This window comes from Aeromicrobium sp. CF4.19 (assembly GCF_051262555.1).
GTDB lineage: Bacteria > Actinomycetota > Actinomycetes > Propionibacteriales > Nocardioidaceae > Aeromicrobium.
Genome location: NZ_JBIMEU010000004.1, coordinates 207,103 through 228,942 on the forward strand (window position 1 = coordinate 207,103; position 21,840 = coordinate 228,942).

Annotated in this window: 20 protein-coding genes; 3 read left to right on the forward strand and 17 right to left on the reverse strand. The window is 67.0% G+C overall.

Going from position 1 to position 21,840, the window contains the following annotated elements:
- Positions 1-51: 51 nt before the first annotated feature.
- On the forward strand, positions 52-921 hold the full coding sequence (locus ACHAAC_RS10930) for an alpha/beta fold hydrolase (protein WP_435716259.1): 870 nt from the start codon (positions 52-54) through the stop codon (positions 919-921).
- 236 nt (positions 922-1,157) lie between these two features.
- Here the strand turns inward: ACHAAC_RS10930 and ACHAAC_RS10935 are convergent, their stop codons facing one another.
- From ACHAAC_RS10935 to ACHAAC_RS10950, 4 genes are all read right to left on the reverse strand, one after another.
- Positions 1,158-2,561 (reverse strand): TRAP transporter large permease, encoded by a 1,404-nt coding sequence (locus ACHAAC_RS10935; protein ID WP_435716260.1) that lies wholly within the window; start codon positions 2,559-2,561, stop codon positions 1,158-1,160.
- On the reverse strand, positions 2,558-3,103 hold the full coding sequence (locus ACHAAC_RS10940) for a TRAP transporter small permease (protein WP_435716261.1): 546 nt from the start codon (positions 3,101-3,103) through the stop codon (positions 2,558-2,560). Before ACHAAC_RS10940 ends, ACHAAC_RS10935 begins: the two co-directional genes overlap by 4 nt.
- Positions 3,104-3,177: 74 nt before the next feature.
- Complete coding sequence (gene dctP / locus ACHAAC_RS10945) at positions 3,178-4,266, reverse strand: TRAP transporter substrate-binding protein DctP (RefSeq protein WP_435716262.1); 1,089 nt, start codon at positions 4,264-4,266, stop codon at positions 3,178-3,180.
- A 133-nt stretch (positions 4,267-4,399) separates the two neighbouring features.
- On the reverse strand, positions 4,400-5,089 hold the full coding sequence (locus ACHAAC_RS10950; RefSeq protein ID WP_435716263.1) for a hotdog domain-containing protein: 690 nt from the start codon (positions 5,087-5,089) through the stop codon (positions 4,400-4,402).
- Between the two features lie 134 nt (positions 5,090-5,223).
- Here ACHAAC_RS10950 and ACHAAC_RS10955 point away from each other — a divergent pair, with 134 nt between their 5' ends.
- Entirely contained in the window at positions 5,224-6,780 is a 1,557-nt protein-coding gene (locus ACHAAC_RS10955; RefSeq protein WP_435716264.1) for a class I adenylate-forming enzyme family protein, read from the forward strand.
- Between the two features lie 339 nt (positions 6,781-7,119).
- Here the strand turns inward: ACHAAC_RS10955 and ACHAAC_RS10960 are convergent, their stop codons facing one another.
- The 6 genes from ACHAAC_RS10960 to ACHAAC_RS10985 form a co-directional block, all read right to left on the reverse strand.
- Complete coding sequence (locus ACHAAC_RS10960; RefSeq protein ID WP_435716265.1) at positions 7,120-8,208, reverse strand: TRAP transporter substrate-binding protein; 1,089 nt, start codon at positions 8,206-8,208, stop codon at positions 7,120-7,122.
- A gap of 183 nt (positions 8,209-8,391) precedes the next feature.
- Positions 8,392-9,396 (reverse strand): PDR/VanB family oxidoreductase, encoded by a 1,005-nt coding sequence (locus ACHAAC_RS10965; RefSeq protein WP_435716266.1) that lies wholly within the window; start codon positions 9,394-9,396, stop codon positions 8,392-8,394.
- Between the two features lie 47 nt (positions 9,397-9,443).
- Positions 9,444-10,262 carry an SDR family NAD(P)-dependent oxidoreductase gene (locus ACHAAC_RS10970; protein ID WP_435716267.1) on the reverse strand — a complete coding sequence of 273 codons (819 nt, stop codon included), beginning with the start codon at positions 10,260-10,262 and terminating at the stop codon, positions 9,444-9,446.
- Complete coding sequence (locus ACHAAC_RS10975; RefSeq protein ID WP_435716268.1) at positions 10,255-11,076, reverse strand: enoyl-CoA hydratase-related protein; 822 nt, start codon at positions 11,074-11,076, stop codon at positions 10,255-10,257. Before ACHAAC_RS10975 ends, ACHAAC_RS10970 begins: the two co-directional genes overlap by 8 nt.
- Positions 11,073-12,740 (reverse strand): flavin-containing monooxygenase, encoded by a 1,668-nt coding sequence (locus tag ACHAAC_RS10980; protein ID WP_435716269.1) that lies wholly within the window; start codon positions 12,738-12,740, stop codon positions 11,073-11,075. The genes ACHAAC_RS10975 and ACHAAC_RS10980 overlap by 4 nt, the downstream gene beginning before the upstream one ends.
- 41 nt (positions 12,741-12,781) lie before the next feature.
- Complete coding sequence (locus ACHAAC_RS10985) at positions 12,782-13,948, reverse strand: aromatic ring-hydroxylating oxygenase subunit alpha (RefSeq protein ID WP_435716270.1); 1,167 nt, start codon at positions 13,946-13,948, stop codon at positions 12,782-12,784.
- Between the two features lie 153 nt (positions 13,949-14,101).
- Here ACHAAC_RS10985 and ACHAAC_RS10990 point away from each other — a divergent pair, with 153 nt between their 5' ends.
- Positions 14,102-15,199, forward strand: a complete 1,098-nt coding sequence (locus ACHAAC_RS10990; RefSeq protein WP_435716271.1) for a CaiB/BaiF CoA transferase family protein — start codon at positions 14,102-14,104, stop codon at positions 15,197-15,199.
- Positions 15,200-15,225: 26 nt separating this feature from the next.
- On the opposite strand, the gene ACHAAC_RS10995 is transcribed toward ACHAAC_RS10990, so the two are convergent.
- From ACHAAC_RS10995 to ACHAAC_RS11025, 7 genes are all read right to left on the reverse strand, one after another.
- Positions 15,226-15,870, reverse strand: a complete 645-nt coding sequence (locus tag ACHAAC_RS10995) for a TetR/AcrR family transcriptional regulator (protein WP_435716272.1) — start codon at positions 15,868-15,870, stop codon at positions 15,226-15,228.
- Between the two features lie 147 nt (positions 15,871-16,017).
- Positions 16,018-16,689, reverse strand: a complete 672-nt coding sequence (locus tag ACHAAC_RS11000) for an enoyl-CoA hydratase-related protein (RefSeq protein ID WP_435716273.1) — start codon at positions 16,687-16,689, stop codon at positions 16,018-16,020.
- A 34-nt stretch (positions 16,690-16,723) separates the two neighbouring features.
- Positions 16,724-17,866 carry a thiolase family protein gene (locus ACHAAC_RS11005; protein ID WP_435716274.1) on the reverse strand — a complete coding sequence of 381 codons (1,143 nt, stop codon included), beginning with the start codon at positions 17,864-17,866 and terminating at the stop codon, positions 16,724-16,726.
- Positions 17,867-17,964: 98 nt separating this feature from the next.
- Positions 17,965-19,485, reverse strand: coding sequence for an AMP-binding protein (locus ACHAAC_RS11010; RefSeq protein ID WP_435716275.1), 1,521 nt, complete (start codon positions 19,483-19,485; stop codon positions 17,965-17,967).
- Positions 19,486-19,538: 53 nt separating this feature from the next.
- Complete coding sequence (locus tag ACHAAC_RS11015; protein WP_435716276.1) at positions 19,539-20,006, reverse strand: MaoC family dehydratase; 468 nt, start codon at positions 20,004-20,006, stop codon at positions 19,539-19,541.
- A 1-nt stretch (position 20,007) separates the two neighbouring features.
- The gene (locus tag ACHAAC_RS11020; RefSeq protein WP_435716277.1) at positions 20,008-20,925 is read right to left on the reverse strand and encodes an SDR family NAD(P)-dependent oxidoreductase; all 918 of its coding nucleotides are present in this window, start codon (positions 20,923-20,925) and stop codon (positions 20,008-20,010) included.
- Between the two features lie 95 nt (positions 20,926-21,020).
- Entirely contained in the window at positions 21,021-21,824 is an 804-nt protein-coding gene (locus ACHAAC_RS11025; RefSeq protein WP_435716402.1) for an enoyl-CoA hydratase-related protein, read from the reverse strand.
- Positions 21,825-21,840: the final 16 nt, after the last annotated feature.

Genomic DNA, 21,840 nt, shown 5'->3' on the forward strand with positions numbered 1-21,840 from the left:
GCGGCGTTACCTTGGCCTGGCCCCGTTCCGGCAACCTCGAGGATGACCACCATGGCGCGCATGGCACCACGTACGGTCGTGCTGCACGGTCAGGAGCTCTCCTACGTCGACAGCGGCTCCGGCCCCGTCGTGCTCTTCATCCACGGGATCCTCGGGTCGCAGCGGCAGTGGGCCCACCTCGTCGACACGATGGACGATGACCACCGGATGCTCGTGCCCGACCTCTTCGGTCACGGCGAGTCGGCGAAGCCGCTGGGGGACTACTCGCTCAGTGCCCACGCCGCGACCATGCGCGACCTCCTCGACGACCTCGGGGTGGAGCGAGTCACTCTCGTCGGGCACTCCCTCGGGGGCGGCATCGCGATGCAGTTCTTCTATCTCTTCCCCGAACGGGTCGAGCGCCTCGTCCTGGTCGCCAGTGGCGGGCTCGGACGCGAGGTGAACCTGCTCCTGCGCTCCGCGACCCTGCCCGGCGCCGCGCAGGTGCTCAGCGTCATCGCTTCCGCCCCCGTCCTCTCACGCGTCGAGTCACTGGGCCGTGGCGCATCCAAGGTCGGCTGGAGGCCCGGCGCGGACGTCAACGCGATCTGGCAGGGGTTCAGCTCGCTCTCGGACCGCGAGAGCCGACGCGCGTTCCTCGCCACCACCCGTGCGGTCATCGACTTCGGCGGCCAGAGCATCAGCGCCCACGACCACCTGGAGGGCGTGCTGCCGATCCCGACGCTGATCGTGTGGGGCTCCAAGGACCGGATGATCCCCGCCTGGCATGCGCTCAGTGCGCAGCGTGCGGTCCCCGACTGCCGCGTCGAGCTCTTCGAGGGCGCCGGCCACTTCCCGCACCTGGACGACCCCGACCGCTTCGCGCGCCTGCTCCGCGAGTTCGTCGCCGCCGGGCCGGCGCCGGCAGCGACCGAGGACTGACACCCGGCCCGGTCGACGCGGAAAGGCCTCCAGCCAGCGTCTCTCCGCTGGCCAGAGGCCCTTCCGGTCATGCTGTGGCAAGTAGAGGGTTCGAACCTCTGAAGGCAATGCCGGCTCACTTTCACAGCACTTTCAGACGATGCCTCTGACCTGCGGCCATGTCGAATATCTCGATCGCTGCTCACGAACAGCCCCAGATTCTCAACGTGAGCCGAACAGCGCCCGAACCAGCGCAGCTATGGCGTGACGGCCGAGGGCAGCCACAACGCCAGCTCGGGGAAGGCGAACACGACCGCCACCATGGCCAGGGCTACGCCAACGAACGGGAACACGCCCAAGAACACCGTCTCTGCACGCACGCCCGACGCCATGGAGACCACGAAGGTATTGATGCCGACTGGCGGCGTCACCAATCCGATCTCGAGCATCATGACGAACAGGACCGCGAACCAGACCCCTTCGAAGCCCAGTCCAGTCACGGCGGGGTGCACGAGCGGAACGACGATCAGGACGATCGCCAACGGCTCGAGGAACATGCCCAGTGGGAGAACCGCCAGAAGGATCACTGCCACAATGAGCAGCGGGGGCAGATCGACCGTGACCACCCAGTCGGCAAACCGCATCGGCACGCGAGCCGTGACGAGGAACCCGGCGAAGATCGCGGCGCCCACAACGAGCGCGAAGACCATCGAGGTGATCGCAGCGGTCTGCAGCACCGAGTCCTTCACCAACGATGCAATCTGCTTGACGCCGGACCGGAGGTTCTCGACCAGGAGGACGAGGAGTGCCACCAGCGCGCCGATCGCCGCCGACTCGATGACGGTGAAGATGCCACTGAAGAGACCGATGACGATGACGAGCGCGATCAATCCGATCCAGAGGAGGGCGCGCAGCTGTTGAAGCACTGTCGGTTGCTCATCGGCTGGCTCGGTGGGCCCGGACGGCGCCACGTCCACCGAGGCGCCCCTCGCCGAGCCGCCTACCCCTCCGGCGTGTGCCAGGGCGACACTCAAATCGTCCGTCGGGACGTCGATCATGGCGCGAGCGCGGAACACGATCAACGTGGCGAAGGCTATTGCGCACAAGACTCCGGGGACGATCCCCGCGACGAGGAGCTCGGCCACGGACTCGCGTGCCAGAACTCCGTAGATGACCATGACCACACTTGGCGGGATGAGGATGCCCAAGGTGCCGGCGATGGCAACGATGCCGGCGGCGAACCTCGGCTGGTAGCCGACCTTGATCATCTCGCCGACCGACAGCTTGCCGAGGCTGGCCGCCGTGGCCAGGCTCGAGCCGGAGACAGCGGAGAATCCCGTGCACGCCGCCACTGTGGCGACCCCGAGTCCACCTGGCAATCTGCGCAGCAGAACTCGCGCTGCAGCGTAGACCCGCTCGGCGAGCCGGCCGTGCAGCGCGAACATCCCCAGAGCCACGTACAGCGGAATGATGACCAACGTGTAGGACGACGTCGCGGTGAACGGGATGCTGCTGAGCGTCGTGCCCGCGACGTCGCTGCCGCGCAGCAGGATGAAGCCCACCGTTCCGGAGGTGGCGAGCGCGAAAGCCACCGGCATCTCGATGAACAGGAACAGGATCAGGACCGCCAGCACGGTCACCACGATGAGGTCAGCGCTCATGACGCTCGCTCTCCTTCTGACTCGGTACCGGTTGCTGTCCAGTCGTCGCCAACGGCGACGCCGCCTCGCCAAGCACGACGCAGACTCATGCAGAACTCGGCGGTCAGCAAGGCGAAACCGAGAGAGATGACCAGCTTGCCCGGCCACAGGGGGATCGACAGCAATCCTTGGCTGTATTCACCCCGCTCGATCGAGGTGGTGGCGGCGTCCCAGGTGGCCATGGTGAACCAGGCGCAGATCCCCACGGTGAGGACGGCGGCGATCGTGCGAGCGAACCGCGCAGGAGCTTCAGGGAGCCGAGACGTCACCAGGGTCAGCTTGATGTTGCTGCCGGAGCGTTCCGCCCACGCCAGACCGAGGAAGGCGACCCCGACCAGCATCATCGTCACGACTTCGTAGGCGCCGGCCAAGGAGCCGCCAGTCATGTTCCGCCTCGCCACGTCAGTCACCATCACCACGAGGATGCCGCCGATCAGGACGCAGGCCAGCACGGCCGACACAGCCGACAGCCGCGCCACGACACGGTCGATGCGGTCCATCATCGGCTTTCCACCGCCTTCTTTGGGACGAGCCCGGTCGAGCGGGGGACGAGCTCGACGCAGCGCACCACCCCTGGTCACGAGCATGTCTCGTGCGCCGGGGGCGTCGGCTCGCCCTTGAGCTCGTCGTATCGTTCGACGTAAGCCCGCAACGCTTCGTCGGGATTGTCGAGGGACGAGGCATTTGCGAGCCACAGGTTGTGCTGGTCCTGCAGGCCGTCGTTCACCCATGTCCGGAGGGACGGCGTTTCTTCGACCTTCTCAATGGCGGCCCCGCCCTCCTTCGCCTGTTCACAGGCCGCCGCCCACGACGGCAGAAAGTGCTCGTCGATGATCGAGGCGCTCACCTCGGTGGCGGTCTCGGACATGACCTCCTGCGCTTCGGAGGACAGACGATCCCACGATTCCTCGTTCATCATGTAGGAGGTCATGGCGTAGAGGCCGACGTACGCGCCGATGTCGTAGACGTAGGGCGCCACCTCGTGGAGCCGCATGTCGACGATGGTGTCGAAGGCGAGAACTGCGCCCGACACCACGCCGCGCTCGATGGACTCGTACGTCTCGGCAGCGCCGATGGTGACCGGGTTGCCGCCGAACGCCTCCACGACCGTCGCCATGGAGCCCCCGGCGCGCAACGAGAGTCCGCTCAGGTCGTCGAAGGACTCGATGGGGTCCTTCAGTGCGATGACGGGTGGAGCACCGGGCGCGTAAAGGAGCGCCCTAGCCGACCGACTCTGCAGCTCCTCCTCGAAGTCGGGGTCCTCGGCCTGGAGCTGGACGTGGGCGTCAGTGGCCGCTTGCAGGTCGGTGGCCTGGAAAGGCAACGACGAGACGTTGATCAGGGAGAGCTCGGGTGAGTCGACGGTCGCCATCAACGCGATGTCCACCGTCCCGTTGCTCACGCAGTCGAGTCCCTCGTTCACCGTGCAGACGCCCCCCTCGTAGGTGTGCTCGAATTCCACGTCGCCTCCAGTCCGTTCGGTCACGTCGTCGGTGAACGTGGTGAAGGCCTGACTGGCCGGGTGCTCAGCCGACAGCCCATGACTGACCGTGAGAGTGACCGTGTCGCCGGACGCGACGCCGCTGCAGGCACTGAGCGCCAGGGCGATCGAGAGGGCCGCTGCGGTCCCGATACCCCACGTTCTGCGGGGTCTTGTCCTGGTCATGGAGTCTCCTTGAGGGTCATCGGCCGCAACGGACTCCGCAGAGCCGCGTCGGCTGCTCACGCGAGCGGCCGCACTCAGCCTGCATGATGTGACGCAGGCCATACGTAGATCGTAAGTTGAATCTAATTTATAATCAAGTATCGATTTGTGCGCTGCCGTGCTGAGATGCCGCGCCCTGGACGAAGTCACCGCTCGCACCTCGTCCCCACCCTTGGGACGGCGTCAGCTCGAGGAAGAGCGCTTTGGCCTCGGCGCACACCACACCTTCCTGACAAATGCGGCCCCGAGTGTGGATCTTGCGGCCATCGACGCTCTCGATCCAGGCCTCGACCTGGAGCTCGGCACTGATGGGCACCAGGGCTCGGTAATCGACATGCAGGAAGAGCGTGCGCTTCAAGCCAGCGCCGACCGAGGTTGCCGTCCCGCCGAGCAGGTCGTCGAAGAGGAGGGCAATCGCGCCGCCGTGCGCCGCCCCGCCGGCCCCGAGGAACCAGCGCCCGAACCTCACCGTGCCTTCGAAGCGCCCCTCGCCGGCCGGAATCATCTGCAGCTCGGGCGCCATGGCCCGACCTCGGGCGGGGACTTGCACCATCCGCCCCCATGCCTGCTCGTGCTCCGGCCCGGCATAGGGCTCCAGTCGCGTGCGCAGCCCGACGAGCTCCTCGGCCAGGGCGTCGAAGGCCGCCGGAACGGCGCCGAGGGAAGCGATCACATCCTGCACTCCCCGCAGGGCTCGGACCATCGCCGCGTAGGAGTCGACCTCTCGTGCGTCGAACTCGCCGGGCACCATCGCCCCCAACTCCACCGCATCGGACTGGGACATCGCGGCTCCTCCCTCGAACCATGGGCTCACGCACTTGTGCCTCGACAGCAATTTAATTTATTCTCGATTTGAACCGGTGCGGGTCATCCTACCTCCAGACCGGGTGAGAAGAGGTCAGCCATAACTTGTCCGTCATGCTTCGCAACACCGCCGTCGCGCACGGGGACCGCGCCGCGGTCGTCGCCCCGGACGGCATCGAGACGTGGTCGGAGCTCTACGAACGGGCGTGCAGACTCGCCAACGGCCTGCGGGACGTCGGCATCGTGCCAGGCGACCGCGTGGCCGTCCTCGGGGACAACTCGAGCCAGCTCCTGGAATGCGTCGCGGCCTGTGCGCTGGGAGGGTTCCCACGCGCGTCGTTGTACCCCTACCACTCAGCAGAGGTGAACGCCTACCTGCTCGACCTGATCGACACCCGCGTGATGATCGTCGAGGCGCAGTACCTCGAGAACCTGCGCCCGCTGCTGGTCGACCGTCCTCACCTACGGGTCATCGCCATCGATGCAGCTGGCTCAGTCGTCCAACAACATCAGGCAGCAGTCGGGTACGAAGACCTCATCGCGGCCAGCAGCGCGACAGACCCGATGGTTCCGATCGACGACGACGCCCCCCACATCATCCGCTTCTCGAGCGGCACGACGGGACGGCCGAAGGGGATCTGGCACAGCTCCGCCCGGTGGCGAGGACAGAGCACCGACTTCGCAGCGATCCTGCCCACCATGGACGAGCGGGACCGCTTTCTCGCGGCGGGCTCCCTCACGCACGTCGCGGTCGGCAACCTCTGGCAGATCATCCAGACCGGGGCCAGCGTGCTCCCCATGGCACCGTTCGATGCCGGCGAGGCGCTCCGTCTCATCGAGGAGCATCGCCTGACCTATGCCGCCGCCGCGCCGATCATGATCAAGGCCATGGTCGAGCACCCCGATGCCGCGCGGCGCGATCTCAGCTCGATGCGCTGCATCTGGTACGCCGGATCGCCCATCGCCGAAGCCACTCTCGAGCGGGCTGTCGTCTGCTTCGGCGACGCGCTGTACCAGGTGTACGGACAGAGCGAGAGCAGCCCGATGTCGGTCCTTCGGCCGCACGAGCATCCGATGGAGCGCGGGTCGAGGCGACACCGCTCAGCGGGCCGTCCGCAGCCCAACATGGAGATCTCCATCGTCGACGACGACGGACGGAGACTCCCCACGGGAACCGTCGGAGAGGTGGCCGCCCGCAGCCACGGCACGATGAGCGGCATCTGGGGTGATCCGCAGGGCACCGCATCTCGCACGCTCGACGACGGCAGCATCCGGACTCGAGACGTCGGCTTCCTCGACGAGGAGGGATATCTGCATCTCGTCGACCGCAAGGACGACATGATCGTGTCCGGGGGCTACAACATCTGGCCGGCCGAGCTCGAACAGGCACTGGTCGAGCACCCAGCCGTGCGCGAGGCGTGCGTTGTCGGGGTACCGGACGAACGGTGGGGCGAGACCCCACTCGCCGCCGTGGTGCTCGTCCAGAACATGCCTCGTCCGACGACCGAGGAGCTGATCATGTTCGTCCGCGATCGGGTGGGCGGCTACAAGAAACCCTCGTACGTCGAGTTCGTCCGCGACCTGCCGCGCACGGGGACGGGAAAGGTGCTGCGACGCCTGCTCCGCGACCAGCACGTGCCACGTGAGGCCGGCAGCATCGTCGGCTCCTGACTGGTGGCGTCGTGAGGCCCGGTCCTGTCCGAGCCGCCCCACCCCCCACCCGTGAGCCCGATCGATCGTTCGTTCATCTCGACGTCGACGAGCCAGAAGACGTCACTGGACCAATGGTCGACCTCCGCGACCCTGGCACCGCACGGACGGTCAGTCGGGCGGCCAGGCGGCCCATCAGCATCGACTCCGGCACCGCTGGATCCTGATGGACCGCTCCACCGCCGGGACGCCGGCGTCGCCGAGCGACCGCGGCCGCCCTCCGTCCGGCTCTCCAAGAGCGGGACAGAGGGCGGCCGTCACCGGGTCATCGGCCGACAGGGCGTCTGTATGCTGCAGCGCTCACGAGCAGATCTCGTGCGTCGGCGGAGTGGGAGCACCTTCCAGCTGACCATAGATATCCAGGTAGGCCCGGGAAGAGGCCTGCGGATCGTCCAGCGAGGACGCATCGGCGATCCATCCGTCGAGCAGCTCCTGGCGAGTCCCCTCGACCCACTGGTCGACCACCGCAGTCTGCTCGATCTCGCTGATAGTGGCCCCCTCGTCCACCGCCGTCTCGCAGTAGCCCTCCAGGGAGGGGAGGATGTGATCGTCGACGATCGCGGAGCCCACCTCGGCCGCCGCGTCGGTCATGGCCTCCTGCGCCTCGGGCGACAAGCTTTCCCACGTGTTCTCGTTGATCATGAAAGCCGACATCACGTAGAGGCCGACGTACTCTCCGATGTCGTACACGTACGGCGCGACCTCGTGGAGCCGCAGGTCCACGATCGACTCGATGGGCAGCACCGCGCCGGAGACCACTCCACGTTCGATGGACTCATAGCTCTCGCCCGCGCCCAGACTCACCGCGTTCCCGCCGAAGGCCTCCACGGCTGATGCCATGGACCCTGCGGCGCGCAAGGAGAGTCCGCTGAGGTCGTCGAAGGAGTCGATGGGCTCCTTCAGCGCCACGACGGGTGGGGTGCTCGGCACGTAGAACAGGGAGCGCACTCCACGCCCCTCCAGCTCGGCGCTGTAGGCGTCGTCGTCGGCCTGCAGCTGGTTGTGAGCGTCCGCGGCGGCCTGGATGTCCGTGGCTTGGAAGGGCAACGACGAGACGTTGACCAGACTCAGCTCTGGGGAGTTGAGCGCCGCCATGTACCCGATGTCCACGGTGCCGTTGCTGACGCAGTCCAGACCCTCGGGAATCGCGCAGATGGCCCCTTCGTAGGTGTGCTCGAACTCCACCTCGCCGCCCGTGCGCTCAGTCACCGCATCGGCGAACTCGACGAAGGCCAGACTGAGGGGGTGGTCCGCCGAGCCACCGTGATTCACGCTGAGCGTCACGGAGTCGTCGGCGGCGACACCTCCGCATGCGCTGACGACCAGGGCCGTGGCGACGATTAGCCCGCCCGCGGAACGACGCGACCGTGTGCGGCGGTGTGGATTCATGGGGTCTCCTTCAAAGCGGCGCGCCGGACTACTCCGTCGCGGACTGACCAAGCGGGCGGACCACGCATGTGTGGCCGCATCACAGCGGTCGGGATGTGAGGTGTGTCATACGATTGTATCTCTAAATCTAATTTAGAATCAATACTTTCTCGAAGTCTCCACTCGACCGCGACACATCACCTCTCACGGCGGGTCGACGTCAAGCACCAGCCGACGGCTTCTGGCTCGAGAGACGCACACCAACATCGCACCCTGTTGATGGTCCATCGGCGTCAAGAGATCGTCGCGATGATCGGGCTCCCCCTCGAGCACGGTGGTCTCACAGCTCCCGCAGATCCCTTCCTGACAGGAGTAGAAGATGTCGACGCCGGCATCGATCAGTGCGGTGAGGATCGGCTGGTCACCCGGTACGTCGATGACCGGTCCGCCGCAGCCGAGCTGGACCTCCACCACCCCGTCCTCGGGTTGCTCAGCCGGGCCGGGCCCGGCAGCCCGGTCACCCGACGCCTCGCTCGCCTCGGAGTCCGGCCTCGAGCCAAACCTCTCCACGACCAGGCTGTCGACAGGCCACCGGTCCGCGCACGTGGACTCCACCGCCGCCAGGAGACCCTCGGGCCCGCAGCAGTAGACCAACGTCTCAGACTCGGCCTTCGACAGCAGTCCCTCGACGTCGATCAGCCCGTCCACGTCTTCGGTGACGATGCGCACCTGGTCGCCGTGACGTTCCAACAGAGGATCGACGAACGCCATGCTGGTGCGGGAGCGTCCGCCGTAGACGAGCGTCCAGTCCGCACCACGTGCGGCCGCCATCTCGATCATCGGCAGCAGGGGCGTGATGCCGATCCCACCCGCGACGAACAGGTACCGACCCGACTCGCGGAGCTCGAAATCGTTGCGCGGCGCGGAGATGCGAAGGTGCGCACCCGCCTTCAGTCGGTGCACGCCGGTGGATCCGCCCCGGCCGTCGCGTGAGTGGAGCACGGCGATCTCGTAGGCGTCGGTGTCACCACTGGCACCACACAGCGAGTACTGGCGGACCAGGCCTGGCTGGATCTCGACGTCGATGTGCGCTCCGGGCGACCACGGTTCCAACGAGTGTGGGCCGGTCGGCTCGAGCACGAGGTGAACGACGTCATCGGCGACGCGGTGGACCGCGACCACCTGCACGTCCTGCCTGGTCACACTCATTCTTGGCTTCCCTCTACACGTGGGGTCTCGGTCATGGACGCAGCGATCTATCCGGGCATGTGCTTGCCACCAGAGACGCTGACGACCTGACCAGTGAGCTGTCGTGAGAGCCGCTCACTGGCGAAGAACAGCACCGAACCCGCGACGTCCTCAGGCGTCGACAAACGACGGAGAGGGACGGCCGCGCGGATGTGCTCCCGTCCCGTCTCATCGATGACGTCCTGCTCCCCGACGGCCCAGAGGCTGTCCTTGCCGACGGACTCCGGGCCTGGGGGGATCACCAGCCCCGGGGCGACGACGTTGAACCGGATGCCTTTGCGTCCGTACTCCAGCGCGAGGGCCTTCATAAGGGCAACAACTCCGGCCTTCGCCGCTCCGTAGACCGACGTGCGCAACTCGCCGAAGGCCGCATCAGAGGCGACGGAGACGACGGAGCCGCCGCGCCCGCTGCCCTCCATCAGCGGCAGGACGGCGCGCGTGGCATAGGTGGCCGACATCAGGTTGACGCGCACCGCCTTGTCCATGTCCTCGGCCGTCACCGAGGCGAACCATGCGGGTCGGTTCCACCCGACGTTGTTGACCAGGACGTCGATGCTCCCACGCTCTGCCACCGTTGCGGCGACAGCCGCGTCGACGGCATCGGGTTCGGTGGCGTCGCAACGGACGACCGACACGTCGCCTCCGCCGCGTCGCGCCACGTCCGCCGTGCGCTCCGCCTGCTCGACGTCGATGTCCCAGATCGTCACACGCGCACCCTCCGCCGCCGCGGACAGCACGATCGCCCGACCGATGTTGGAGGCACCTCCGGTGACGACGACCGAGGCCTCCGCCAGTCCCAGCCCGGGGCCGGCGGCCTGCTCAGTCACCGGTCGACCACTCGACGAACGGCTCGTCGCGATCGCGCAGGGCGCGGGTGAGCCCCGCCTCGTCAACGCGGTCCCAGAAGGCGCCCGCGGCGTCGGTGCGGTGGGCGATCGCGTCGAACTCGACGCCGATGCCGCGGACCGCACGATGACCGACGATCATGTCGGCCCGTAGCAGCGACCGCTTGATGAGCAGCAGGTTGTCCAACGGCATGGCCCTCAACGACGCCAGCACCTCCTCGACCGCCGCATCGAGATCCTCCGCTGGGACGGCTCGCGTGATCCAACCGCGGCCTCGGGCCTCGCGCCCCGACACCGAATTCCCCGTGAGGAGCATCTCGCGGGAGTCACGGTGCCCCATGGTCTGCGGGAACAGCATGAACGGTGGGACGCCGAGCGCCCTCAGCGGAGGGTGTCCGAACCGCGCGTCGTCGGTAGAGATCACGAAGTCGCAGGACAGGGCAAGCTCCAGGCCACCGGCCAGGGCGAACCCGTGCACCTTGGCGACGGTCGGCTTGGGGAAGCTGAAGATTCGCTCCCACCGGTCGTTGTTGCGCTGCAGACGCGCCCAGTCCTGCAGCATCGTCTGGTGCTTGATGTTGATGGCACCGGTCGGCGCGAGGTCGTAGCCGCTGCTGAACCCCTTCCCCCTGCCCTCGAAGACGAGAGCATGGATGTCAGGGTCCGCCGCGGCATCGTCGAGAGCCTGATCGAGCAACTCGAGGGCCTCGCCGTTCAACGCGTTGGACCGCTCGGGCCGATCGATCCGGAAGTAGGCGATCGAGTCCGAGGTCTCGTAGCTGGCAGGTGCGTTCATGAGGTGACCCCCTCCATGGGGCGAGCATGCTGGTCGGGCCGGTTCGCTTGATGTCGATCGAACTCGACGTACTCGTCGTCCGCGGCGTTCCGGCACCGACGGCGGTAGTACTTGTAGCTGCCCACCGAGAACAGCGGCCGGCGCTGCTTGCCGGGGATGTTGGCACCGGTCCACCACGAGTCGGTCCCGGGAATGACGGTCTGGTCGACCTGTGCCACGATCTCCGCTCCCCAGGCGGCCTCCGCCTCGGCGTGCGGGTCCATCGCGTCGATACCCTGGCGCCGCATGAACCCGATGCAGTCGGCAATCCATTCGACGTGGAACTCCATGTTCACGGCGTGGTTGCCGAACGTCGATCCCGGCCCCGTGATGGTGAACAGGTTCGGGAACCCGTGCTGCATCAGGCCGAGGTAGTTGCTCGGGCCGTCGTCCCACTTCTCCGACAGGCTCACCCCACCGATGCCGCGTAGGTCGAGCTTGAGGTACGGCCCCGTCACCGCGTCGAAGCCGGTGGCGAAGACGATGACGTCCACCGGGTAATCTCCCGCCTCGGTGCGCAGGCCACGCTCGGTCGCCCCGACCATCGGCTCCTCGCGCAGGTCGAGCAGGGTCACGTTGTCCCGACCGAACGTCTCGAAGTACTCCGTGTCGACGATGGGACGTCGCGCTCCGAACGGATAGTGCGTCGGGGTCAACCTGGCGGCGAGCTCCGGGTCGTCGATCCGCTCGCCGATCTTGGTCCGCACGAACTCGGCCACGCGCTCGTTCGACCGGTGGTCGGTGAGCAGGTCGCGATAGGAGCCGAAGACGAACTTCAGGCCACCTTCGGCCCAGAGCGCCTCGAGAGTTTCTCGCAGTCCCTCATCGCTCTCGTCGAGCGCTGAGCGACCGTTGTGCTCCCAGGGGAATCCACCGGCCGAGCGTCGCGCGACACTCCAGATGTCGTCGTAGCGAGCCTGGATGTCGTCGAACATGGCGTCGTCGATGGTGGCGTGACGGGCAGGCACGGTGTACTGGGGAGATCGCTGCACGACGTAGACGTGCTTCGCCTCCTTGGCGATGACGGGGATGGTCTGCACACCCGTGGAACCGGTGCCGACCACCGCGACCCGCTTGCCGGAAAGGTCCACGCCGTCGGCCGGCCAGGCCCCGGTGTGGTGCCACTCGCCGGAGAACTGCTCGAGGCCCGGGAGCGCCGGTGTGTACGGCGCCGCCGAGAGCGTGCCCATGGCCGAGACCAGGTACCGGCACTCGTAGACGTCACCTCCGTCGGTGAGCACCCGCCACCGAGCCCGCGCCTCGTCGTAGCTCGCAGCCACCACCCGAGTGCCGAACACGATGTCCTTGCGGAGGTCGAAGCGGTCGCTCACGTGCTCGAAGTACGTGAGCAGCTCCGCCTGGTCCGGGTACCGGGACGTCCATCGCCAGCTCTTCAGCAGCTCCTCGGAGAAGGAGTAGCAGTACACCCAGCTCTCGGTGTCGCACCGAGCCCCCGGGTAGCGATTGGTGTTCCAGGTACCGCCGACCCCCTGGGTGGCCTCCAGGATCCGCACGTCGAGCCCCTCGTAGTCACGCAACCGGTGGAGCGCGTACAGGCCGGAGAAGCCGGCTCCGATCACCACGGCGTCGATCTCGGTCGCGATGGGGGTGTCGTCAGATGTCATCGAGGGTTCTCCCGGAGGGTCGAGGGATGTCAGGCGGCGACTCATGTGGTCATCGCGTCGTCGAGCCACTCGTGGTAAGCAATCAACCCGGGCTCGTTGCGTCCGAACGTGAACTGCCCGATGCCGCCGGCCATGAGGGCGCGCTGGGTTTGCACGACCTGGGGGAAGTCCTCCTCGTCGGTGACCGCCATCAGCACCTCGATGCTGCGACGCAGGTACCGCTCTGTGCGCTCGTCGATGTCGCTGCCGTAGGAGTAGATGCTCGTGCGCACGAGCGCCTCGTCCGGACCGGCGCCAGGACAGACCTGCCAGGTCTCGATGTGGTCGATCTGGTGGGAGACGATCACGTTCGGGTAGAGGATGTACTGCAGGGTCGCGTGAGGACTGAAACGCCGCTCGTTGCTCGGCTTGTCCTGCTCCTCGAAGATCGAGTTGCGGATGCCGACGACCAGACCCACCGGGCCCAGATCCTCGGTGATTCCCGGTGCCGACAGTTGCCGCGTCGCCAGAGTGTCCCGGTGCAGGGAGAACACGTGGTAGGACTCCAGGAAGGTGTCGATGACCAGCTTCCAGTTGAGTCCGATCGTCCGGGTGTGGGACTCGACCAGCCGGCAGTCCTTCAGGTTCAAGTCACGAAGATCATCATCGGCGGCTCCGAAGATCTTCGTCGGATCGAAACCCTCCCCCGCGTCGGACCCGGCGTCGGCCGGGGTCACGAAGACCGCTCCATGTCGCTCGAACACGTCGAGGTGCCGCATGGAGAGCGCGTCCCGATCGCAGTCCTTGAACCCCTCGCGGGCCAGGGGCTGACCCATGAGACGCCCGTAGATGTCGTAGGTCCAGGCGTGGAAGGGGCAGGAGACGCCACGACCCTGGACCGTGCCCCGCTCCTCGGTGTAGATCCGCGCCCCCCGGTGTGAGCACATGTTGACCATCGCCCTCAGGTGCTCGTCCTCGCCGCGCAGCACCACGACCGGCAGGCCATCGAGCTCCGCGGTCACGTAGGCCCCGGGTTCGGCCAGCTCGCCACTGAGGCAGAACAGCAGTGGTCGACCGCGGAAGAGCGTGCGCCGCTCGTCAGCCAGATACCCCGGGTCCGTGTAGACGGAGGTGACCTGCGTCCGTGGTTTCGCCGCCATGGACGTCCCCTTTGTCTCCAACAGCCGGAAGAACTCGTCCGACAGCTCGACCTCGCGCTCGGTGCGCATCACTGACCTCCTGTTTTTGAATCTGCATTAGATTCTGTGGTCGCATTCTTGGCCCCGACATGGACCCGAGTGCGACCCGTCAATATTTGAGTTTAAGATAGATTAAAGTCGCTGAGGAAGCAAGCGCGCCACGACCTGACACGGAGGAACTCGATGACTGGACCCCTCGCTGGACTACGCGTGCTCGAGATGGCCGGCTTGGGTCCCACTCCGCACGCTGCGATGATGCTGGCCGATCTCGGCGCCGACGTGATCCGGATCGAGCGACCCGAGCGGCCTGCAAACGCCGCCACGGACCTCGTGCTCCGCCACCGAAAGCACGTCGCCGCCGACCTCAAGTCCGAGACCGACGTGGGCCGACTGCTGGACCTCGTCGAGCAAGCCGACGTGTTCCTGGAGGGATTCCGGCCCGGTGTCGCCGAGCGACTGGGCATCGGCCCGTCGCCGTGCCGCGCACGCAATCCACGGCTCGTCTACGTCCGCGTCACCGGCTGGGGCCAGGACGGTCCGATGGCTCACAAGGCCGGACACGACATCAACTACATCGCGTCCTCCGGGCTCCTGGCGGCCTTCGGTCGGGCCGGATCACCACCCGCACCCCCGTTGAACGTCGTCGGCGACTACGGGGGAGGCTCGATGCTGGCCTTGACGGGTGTGCTCGCCGCGCTCTGGCACATGAAGCAGACCGGTGAGGGACAAGTGGTCGACGTCGCGATGCTCGACGGAGCGATCCTGCAGAGTCAGTTGTTCTGGAGCATGGACGCCCGGGGAGAGTGGACCGACCTTCCCGGCACCAACCTGCTCAACGGCGGGCATCCGTACTACGACACGTACCGCTGCGCCGACGAGGAGTTCATGGCTGTCGGAGCCGTCGAGCCACAGTTCTACGCACAGCTCCTGGAGGGCCTGGATCTCGATCCAGATGCCTACCCACAGGATGCTGCGGAGCGGTACCCCCAGTACCGCGCTGACTTTGCCAGGATCTTCGCCACCCGGACCCAGGCCGAGTGGGCCGAGCGCTTCTCCATGCTGGACGCCTGCGTCAGCCCGGTCCGACGGCTCTCACAGACACCCTCGGATCCGCAGGTCGCGGCACGTGCGTCGACACCGCTGGTCGATGGCCTCACCCACGCAGCACCTGCACCCCGCTTCAGCAGCACTCCCGCTCGACCACCGGCACCACCGACCGCCCAGCGGATCGACATCGATGAGCTGGGCCGACACTGGGCACCCGGCCCCCGGAGGCCGTAGGGGGAGCATGGACTCGAAGCGGGGCGTCAGCCCCTCAGCCCGTGGAGCACGAACGCCTGAGCGTTGGCGATCACACCTTCCAGGCTTCCCACCTTCGGGTCCCACCACTCGGGTACCCAGTTCAGCGCTCCGAGGGCGAAGAGTCGGGCCGAACTGGTGTCCAGCTGTTCGTTGATCTGGCCGGCGTCGACAGCCGCCGCGATCAGCTGGCGCCACAGCTCGCCGTACTTGCGCTGCTCCACCAGCTGACGGGCACGAATCTCCGGCGGCAGGTGCCCCGAGGTGCGGATGGCCGCCGAGGCGTGATGGGAGTCGCGAAGGGTCACCTCGAGCTGTGCCCGCACCGCGAGGCTGATGCGCTCGATGGGTTCCAGGTCGTCGCCGGCCTCGAGCACCTCGGTGACGTGATCGAAGACGCGTTTCTGCCCGATGGTGACGACCTCCTCGATCAGCTCCTCTCGTGACTTGAAGTAGTAGTACAGCGCGGGAGCTTGGATCTCGGCGATCGCGGCCACGTCGGACAGTCGACAGCTGGCGTAGCCGCGCTCCTTCAGGACGATGGCCGCCGCCTCCAGGATGCGTGCGCGGGTCCGACTCGACTTGCTGTTCTCGTCGCCTCCGGAGTCGACCGACGCCCTCAGTTCCCGTGTGGTCTTCTTGGCCTTCGGCATGTATTCGAGCCTATCCTAGATTCAAAGAGGCCCCCTTTCACCTGGGACCCTCGGCAAGGATGTGGACCGAGCTCACGAGTGCAACCCCGGGCATCGACCCTGCGAGACCAGGCCTGGTTCGGGCGGGGGGCCGACGCCAGTTCCCAACTATCGAGCGGAGGCGAAGAACGCCTTGGCGGCGGCGACGTCGCTGGATGCGGCTCGCCGGACGGCACCCCAGCCCGGACGTCGGCCGTGCTCCGCCGCCGCGCGGGCGTACTCGATCGCCGCCGACACGACGTCACCGGCGGGCACCACCTGGTGGGCCAGACCGAGATCCAAGGCCTCGACCGCACCCACGCTCCGCCCGGTGATGAGCAGCTCAGCAGCTGCGCTGCGCCCCATGATCTGGGAGAGGTACCAAGCGGCCCCGTGTTCTGCCACCAACCCCATCCGCGCGAACACGGTGGTCAGGGCGGCGTCCGCGGCGAGGATACGGACGTCGCACATCAACGCGTGGATGAGGCCTAGTCCGGCCGCCGTCCCGTTGACGGCGGCCACCAACGGTTTGGGGAACTCGAGAGTACGAAGTACTGAGGCCGGACTGAGCTCCGAGGCAGGCTCCTCGCCTCGTCGAAGGCTGTCGAGGAGCGACAGGTCCGCCCCCGCGCAGAAGTGCCGACCCTCCCCGGTGACGACGACCACGGCGATCTCCGGGTCGTCCGCACACCCGCTCAGGGCACGGGTGTAGCCCAGCTGAAGCTCGAGCGTCCACGCGTTGGCAGTCGCCGGAGCATTGAACCGAACCACGGCGACCGAGCCCTCTCGGGTCACCGTCACCGGAGTCGATGTGCCCTCCGGTTCGCCCCCCTGGTCAGGCACGTTCGAGGATCGTGGCGTTGGACTGCCCGCCGCCCTCGCACATCGTCTGCAGTCCGTACCGCGTCCCATCGGCCTGCATCCGATGGACCATCGTGGTCATCAGACGCGCCCCCGAGGCACCCAAGGGATGTCCGAGAGCGATCGCACCGCCCTGCGGGTTGACCAACGCGGGGTCTGCGCCGATCTCCTGCAACCACGCCAGCAGCGGAGCGGCAAATGCCTCGTTGAACTCAAAGGTCCCGATGTCGGACAGACTCAGTCCGGACCTCTTGAGCGCCTTCTCCGTGGCCGGGATGGGGGCAGTCAGCATCATGATCGGGTCATCGCCGGCCAACGCCGCCGTGTGCACCACGGCGAGCGGCCTGAGTCCCAGCTCTTCAGCCTTCTCCTGCGTCGTCATCAGCAGGGCTGCCGCGCCGTCGGAGATCTGCGATGCGTTGCCGGCAGCAATGAGGCCGTCAGCTCCGAAGGCCGGCGCGATAGCGCCCATCTTCTCGAGGGAGCCACCGCGACGTACCCCTTCGTCCTGAGCGAAGACCGAGCCGTCGGGCAAGGTGATCGGGACGATCTGGTCGTCGAAGTCTCCACGATCCTGCGCGGCAGCAGCCAGCTCGTGCGAGCGGAGACCGAGCTCGTCCATCTGCCTGCGCGTGAAGCCCCACGTGCGAGCGATGAGCTCGGCCCCGTCACCTTGGAAGGGCACGGAGCCGAAACGCTCCGTGAAAGCCGGGCCGAAGGCGTCACGATCACCCATCGGCGAACCCATCGGCACCCACGACATGGACTCGGTTCCGCCTGCGACGACGACGTCGTAGTGGCCGGCCACGAGCCCCGCCGCGGCGAAGTGGACAGCTTGCTGCGAGGAGCCGCACTGACGGTCGACCGTCACACCGGTCACCGAGAGGGGCCATCCGGCAGCCAGCACGGCAGTGCGAGCGATGTCCCCAGCCTGCTCGTGGACCTGACTGACACACCCCCACACCACGTCGTCAATGTTCTCCGGCTCGATCCCGACCTCACGGGCGAGTCCGTTCAGCACCTGCGCGGTCAGGTCCACGGGATGCAGACCCGACAGGGCGCCCCCCCGGCGACCGATCGGGCTGCGCACAGCACCGACGATGACGGCCTTGGTCATGGTTCACTCCTTGGTTGGGGCGCACCGAGCCGGTGCTGCCGTGGTGTTCTCGGTGGGTCAATCAATCTTGGAACAGGCCATCCACGGGACGGTCCCGCTCAGATCGAACGTGAGACGTCACGCCAGTAGGGCTCTCTGAGCTGGCGTCGCATCACCTTCCCGCTCTCCTGACGCGGCAGCTCCTGATGGAAGTCGACGATCTTGGGAACCTTGTGTGATGCGAGGCGTTCTCGAACATAGTCACGAAGCGTCTCTCCCTCGAGCTGTTCGCCGTCGAGCAGGGCAACGGCGAGGACGACCTTCTCGCCGAGGTCCGGATCGGGTGCTCCGAACACGGCACAGTCGGCAACCCTGGGGTGAGTGATCACGACGGCCTCGATCTCGGCAGGGTAGACGTTCACCCCGCCGGAGATGATCATGTCGTTCTTGCGGTCACACAGGAAGAGGAAGCCGTCCTCGTCGACGAAGCCGACATCGCCGACGCTGACCAGGCCGTCACCGTAGGTCTGCTTCTCACGACCGATGTACTCCCAGTCGGGTGCGAGCCGGTTCAGCGCGAACACCTCGCCGACCTCGCCCGGCGGCACCGCCTTGCCGTCCGGTCCCACGATCTCGACGGTAGTCTCGGGCAGCGGCCGACCGACCGTCCCCGGTTTCTTGAGCCAGTCGACGGAATCGACGTAGAAGGTCACCCCGACCTCCGTCGCTCCGTACAGCTCGTGCACGATCGGTCCCCACCAGTCGATCATCGCCTGCTTGATGTCGGGGGCGCATGGCGAACCGGTGTGGATCACGGTTCTCAGGCTCGAGGTGTCGTATCTACGCCGGACCTTCTCAGGCAGCTTGAGGATCCGAACGAACATCGTCGGCACGAGTGAGAGCTCGGTGATCTGGTACCGCTCGATCTGTGCGAGGGTGAGCTCGGGATCGAACCTTTTCTGCATCACCAAAAGGTCGGCCAGCTCGAGCCCGAGCTTGGACGCCGTGTCCGGCAGCGAGTGGTAGAGCGGGCCGAGCACGAGAGCCCGCGATCCCTCGCCGATCCCGAACACCCGTGACATCTCGTTGAGATTGCGAGCTCCGCGGTCGTCGGTGAACGGGAGGCGACGGACGCCCTTGGGTTTGCCCGTCGTCCCCGAGGTGTAGATGATCGCCTCGGTCGATGCCTGTGGTCCGGCCTCGAGGGACGGGCTCTCAGCGATGAAGTCCGACCACGGACGTGCCCCCGCGACCTCCGAGAGCACTTGCTCGGCCAGAGGATCCGGACTCGCTGCGTGACCCTCGCTCGGGACCACCAGGATCGGGACCTCGGGCAGGATGTCGCGAACATTCCACAGGAGGTCCGCGTGGCCCACGATCACCGAGGGTCGTGAGTCCGAGATGATGTAGTCGACCTCGGAGGACCTGCTGCGATAGTTGAGCAGCACCACGTGCGCTCCCAGGTACCGCACAGCACGTCCGGCCACAAGATAGGACAGGTCGTTGCGTAGCAGGAGGGCGACGGTGTCCCGCTCCGAGACGCCCAGAGAGTCCAGCCCACCGGCGAGACGTGCCGCCTGGCCCAAGACCTCCTCCCGTGACACCTGCTCATCGCCCAGGATGATCGTGCCGGGACTCATAGTCGTCTCCTTCTCCTCAGTAGCTGTTCCCCGACCGTCGACTGCCATGGCCCTCACCTCTCGACGGGCTCGAAGAAGAACAGGAAGATGAGGTCCGCGACCAGAGCCGGGCGCTCGGACCCCTCGAGATCCAAGGTCGCCGCCAAGACCACCCGGACGCCCAGGCCCTGCGGCGACGCGTCCTTCACGCTGGCCCGTAGGCGCACTCGTGACCCCGACGGAACCGGTGCGAGGAAGCGCAGACCGTCTGCTCCGTAGTTGAGTCCGCTGATCGCGTCCACACACAACAGATCGTCGACGAGGCGCGGAAGCAGTGAGAGCGTCAGGTAACCATGAGCGATGGTGGTGCCCCCGAGGGCCTCACGCCGGGCGCGCTCGACGTCGGTGTGGATCCACTGGTGGTCGCCGGTCGTGTCGGCGAAGGCATCGATCAGCTTCTGCTCGATCGCGATCCAACCCGTCTCCCCCAGATCGCGACCCACCATCGCGGTGAGAGCCGCGGCATCGTCGATCTTCACCACGTCATGCCTCCCACCGGCCGATGCTGCGCAGCCGCTCCTCGACTCGCGCGGCGGTTCCCGGTGTCGTGGGGCGAGCGCCGTCGAGGTCCTGGACGGCATCGAAGACCTCCGCGAAGGCGTCAGGAGTGACGTCCTCGCGAGGATCGAACTGCACCCCCTCGCTCTCCACGTAGTGGATCCGTGAGTACCCGCCCGCGAAGGCCTGGATGATCTGCCCAGTCACATCACAGGTCTCACTCGCGAGATAGGCCACGACCGGGGACACCAGCTCAGGCTTGAGGTACTGGTCGAGCGCCGGAGGGTTCAGTCCGTCGGTCATGCGCGTGGAGGCGCCCGGGGAGACCGAGTTGACGAGGATGCCGTGACGACGCCCCTCGATCGCCAGTGCGTTCATGAGCCCCACGACGCCGAGCTTGCCGGCGGCGTAGGCGGACTGGCCGAAGTTCCCCGAGGTACCGGCCAGCGAGGTCGTGAAGACGACCCGGCCCGCCCCCGAGTCCATCAAATGGGGCCAGGCGGCGTGCGTGACGTTGGCGCTTCCCAGGAGATGGACCTCAACGACAGCGCGAAAGTCGTCCAGAGTGCTCTTCGCGAACGTCCGGTCGCGCAGGATCCCGGCATTGTTCACGACGACGTCCAAGCGACCGAACTCGGCCACGGCCGCCTCGACGATCCGTACCGCCTGCGACGGGTCGGAGACGTCGGCATAGTTCGGTGCGGCGATTCCGCCGGCTGCGCGGATCTCGGCCACGACCGCGTCGGCCGGCCCGTGGTCGCCCTCCGCTCCCGATACCGGCCCTCCGTAGTCGTTGACCAGCACGGAAGCGCCACGGGCCGCGAGCAGCAAAGCGTGCGATCGACCGAGCCCGTTGCCGGCACCGGTGATCACCGCGGCCCGTCCTGTCAGATCAATCGTCATCAGCTCTTGTTCCTTCGATCATGGCGCAGGGACACCGTGGACAACATTCTCTAATTTACTATAGAATAAATTCAAGAGGAATGCCAGGTCCCAGCCTATTCTTCGACCTCGAGCCGATGGCCGCGGTCGGCGGGCGCGAACGCCAACGGGGCGAACCTCGGCGGACGCCGCTCGAGGTAGCTGGCCACTCCCTCCGCGAAGTCGGCCCCCGCGAGCGACTCGGCGACGAATGTGCGCGAAGCCTCTTCCACCTCCGAGACCGACATCGTCGCCTGCGCCGTGACCTGATGCTTGATCACATTGACCGACGCTGGACTCGACATCGACGCCACGTCGCGGGCGTAGGCGACGGCAGAGTCGAGCATCGCGCCAGGATCGCCGACCCGATGCACCAAACGCAGACGCTGCGCCTCCTCGGCGTCGACCTCGCGCGCCGAGAGCATCAGGTCGAGGGCGGTCCCGCGTCCCGCCACCTGCGTGAGGAGCCATGCCATGCCAGCTTCGGCGACGTCGCCGCAACCCCGCGGTGCCGTCGAGAAGACCGTGTCGGACGCGGCGAACCGTACATCCGCCAGCAGGGCCTGCAAGAAGCCGATACCTGCGGCGGCACCGCTGATTGCGGCGATCAGCGGCTTGGCGAAGTGGACAGGCTCCAACAGGAACGCCCCGGCCCACGCCGGGTCTCCGGAGATGGCCTCCCGCAGCTCCGGCGTGCCACCGCGACAGAAGGTGTCCCCGGCCCCCATCAGGACAACCGCCCGCACCGCGGGGTCGGCCTCCAGCTCGCGCAGTGCCGCCAGGTACGCCTCCCCCAGCTCCATCGACCAGGCGTTCTCAGCATCAGGACCACGGAGCGTGAGCAGCGCCACGCCGGCGTCGTCGACGGACCGGGACACCATCGCTCTCAATGGGGCC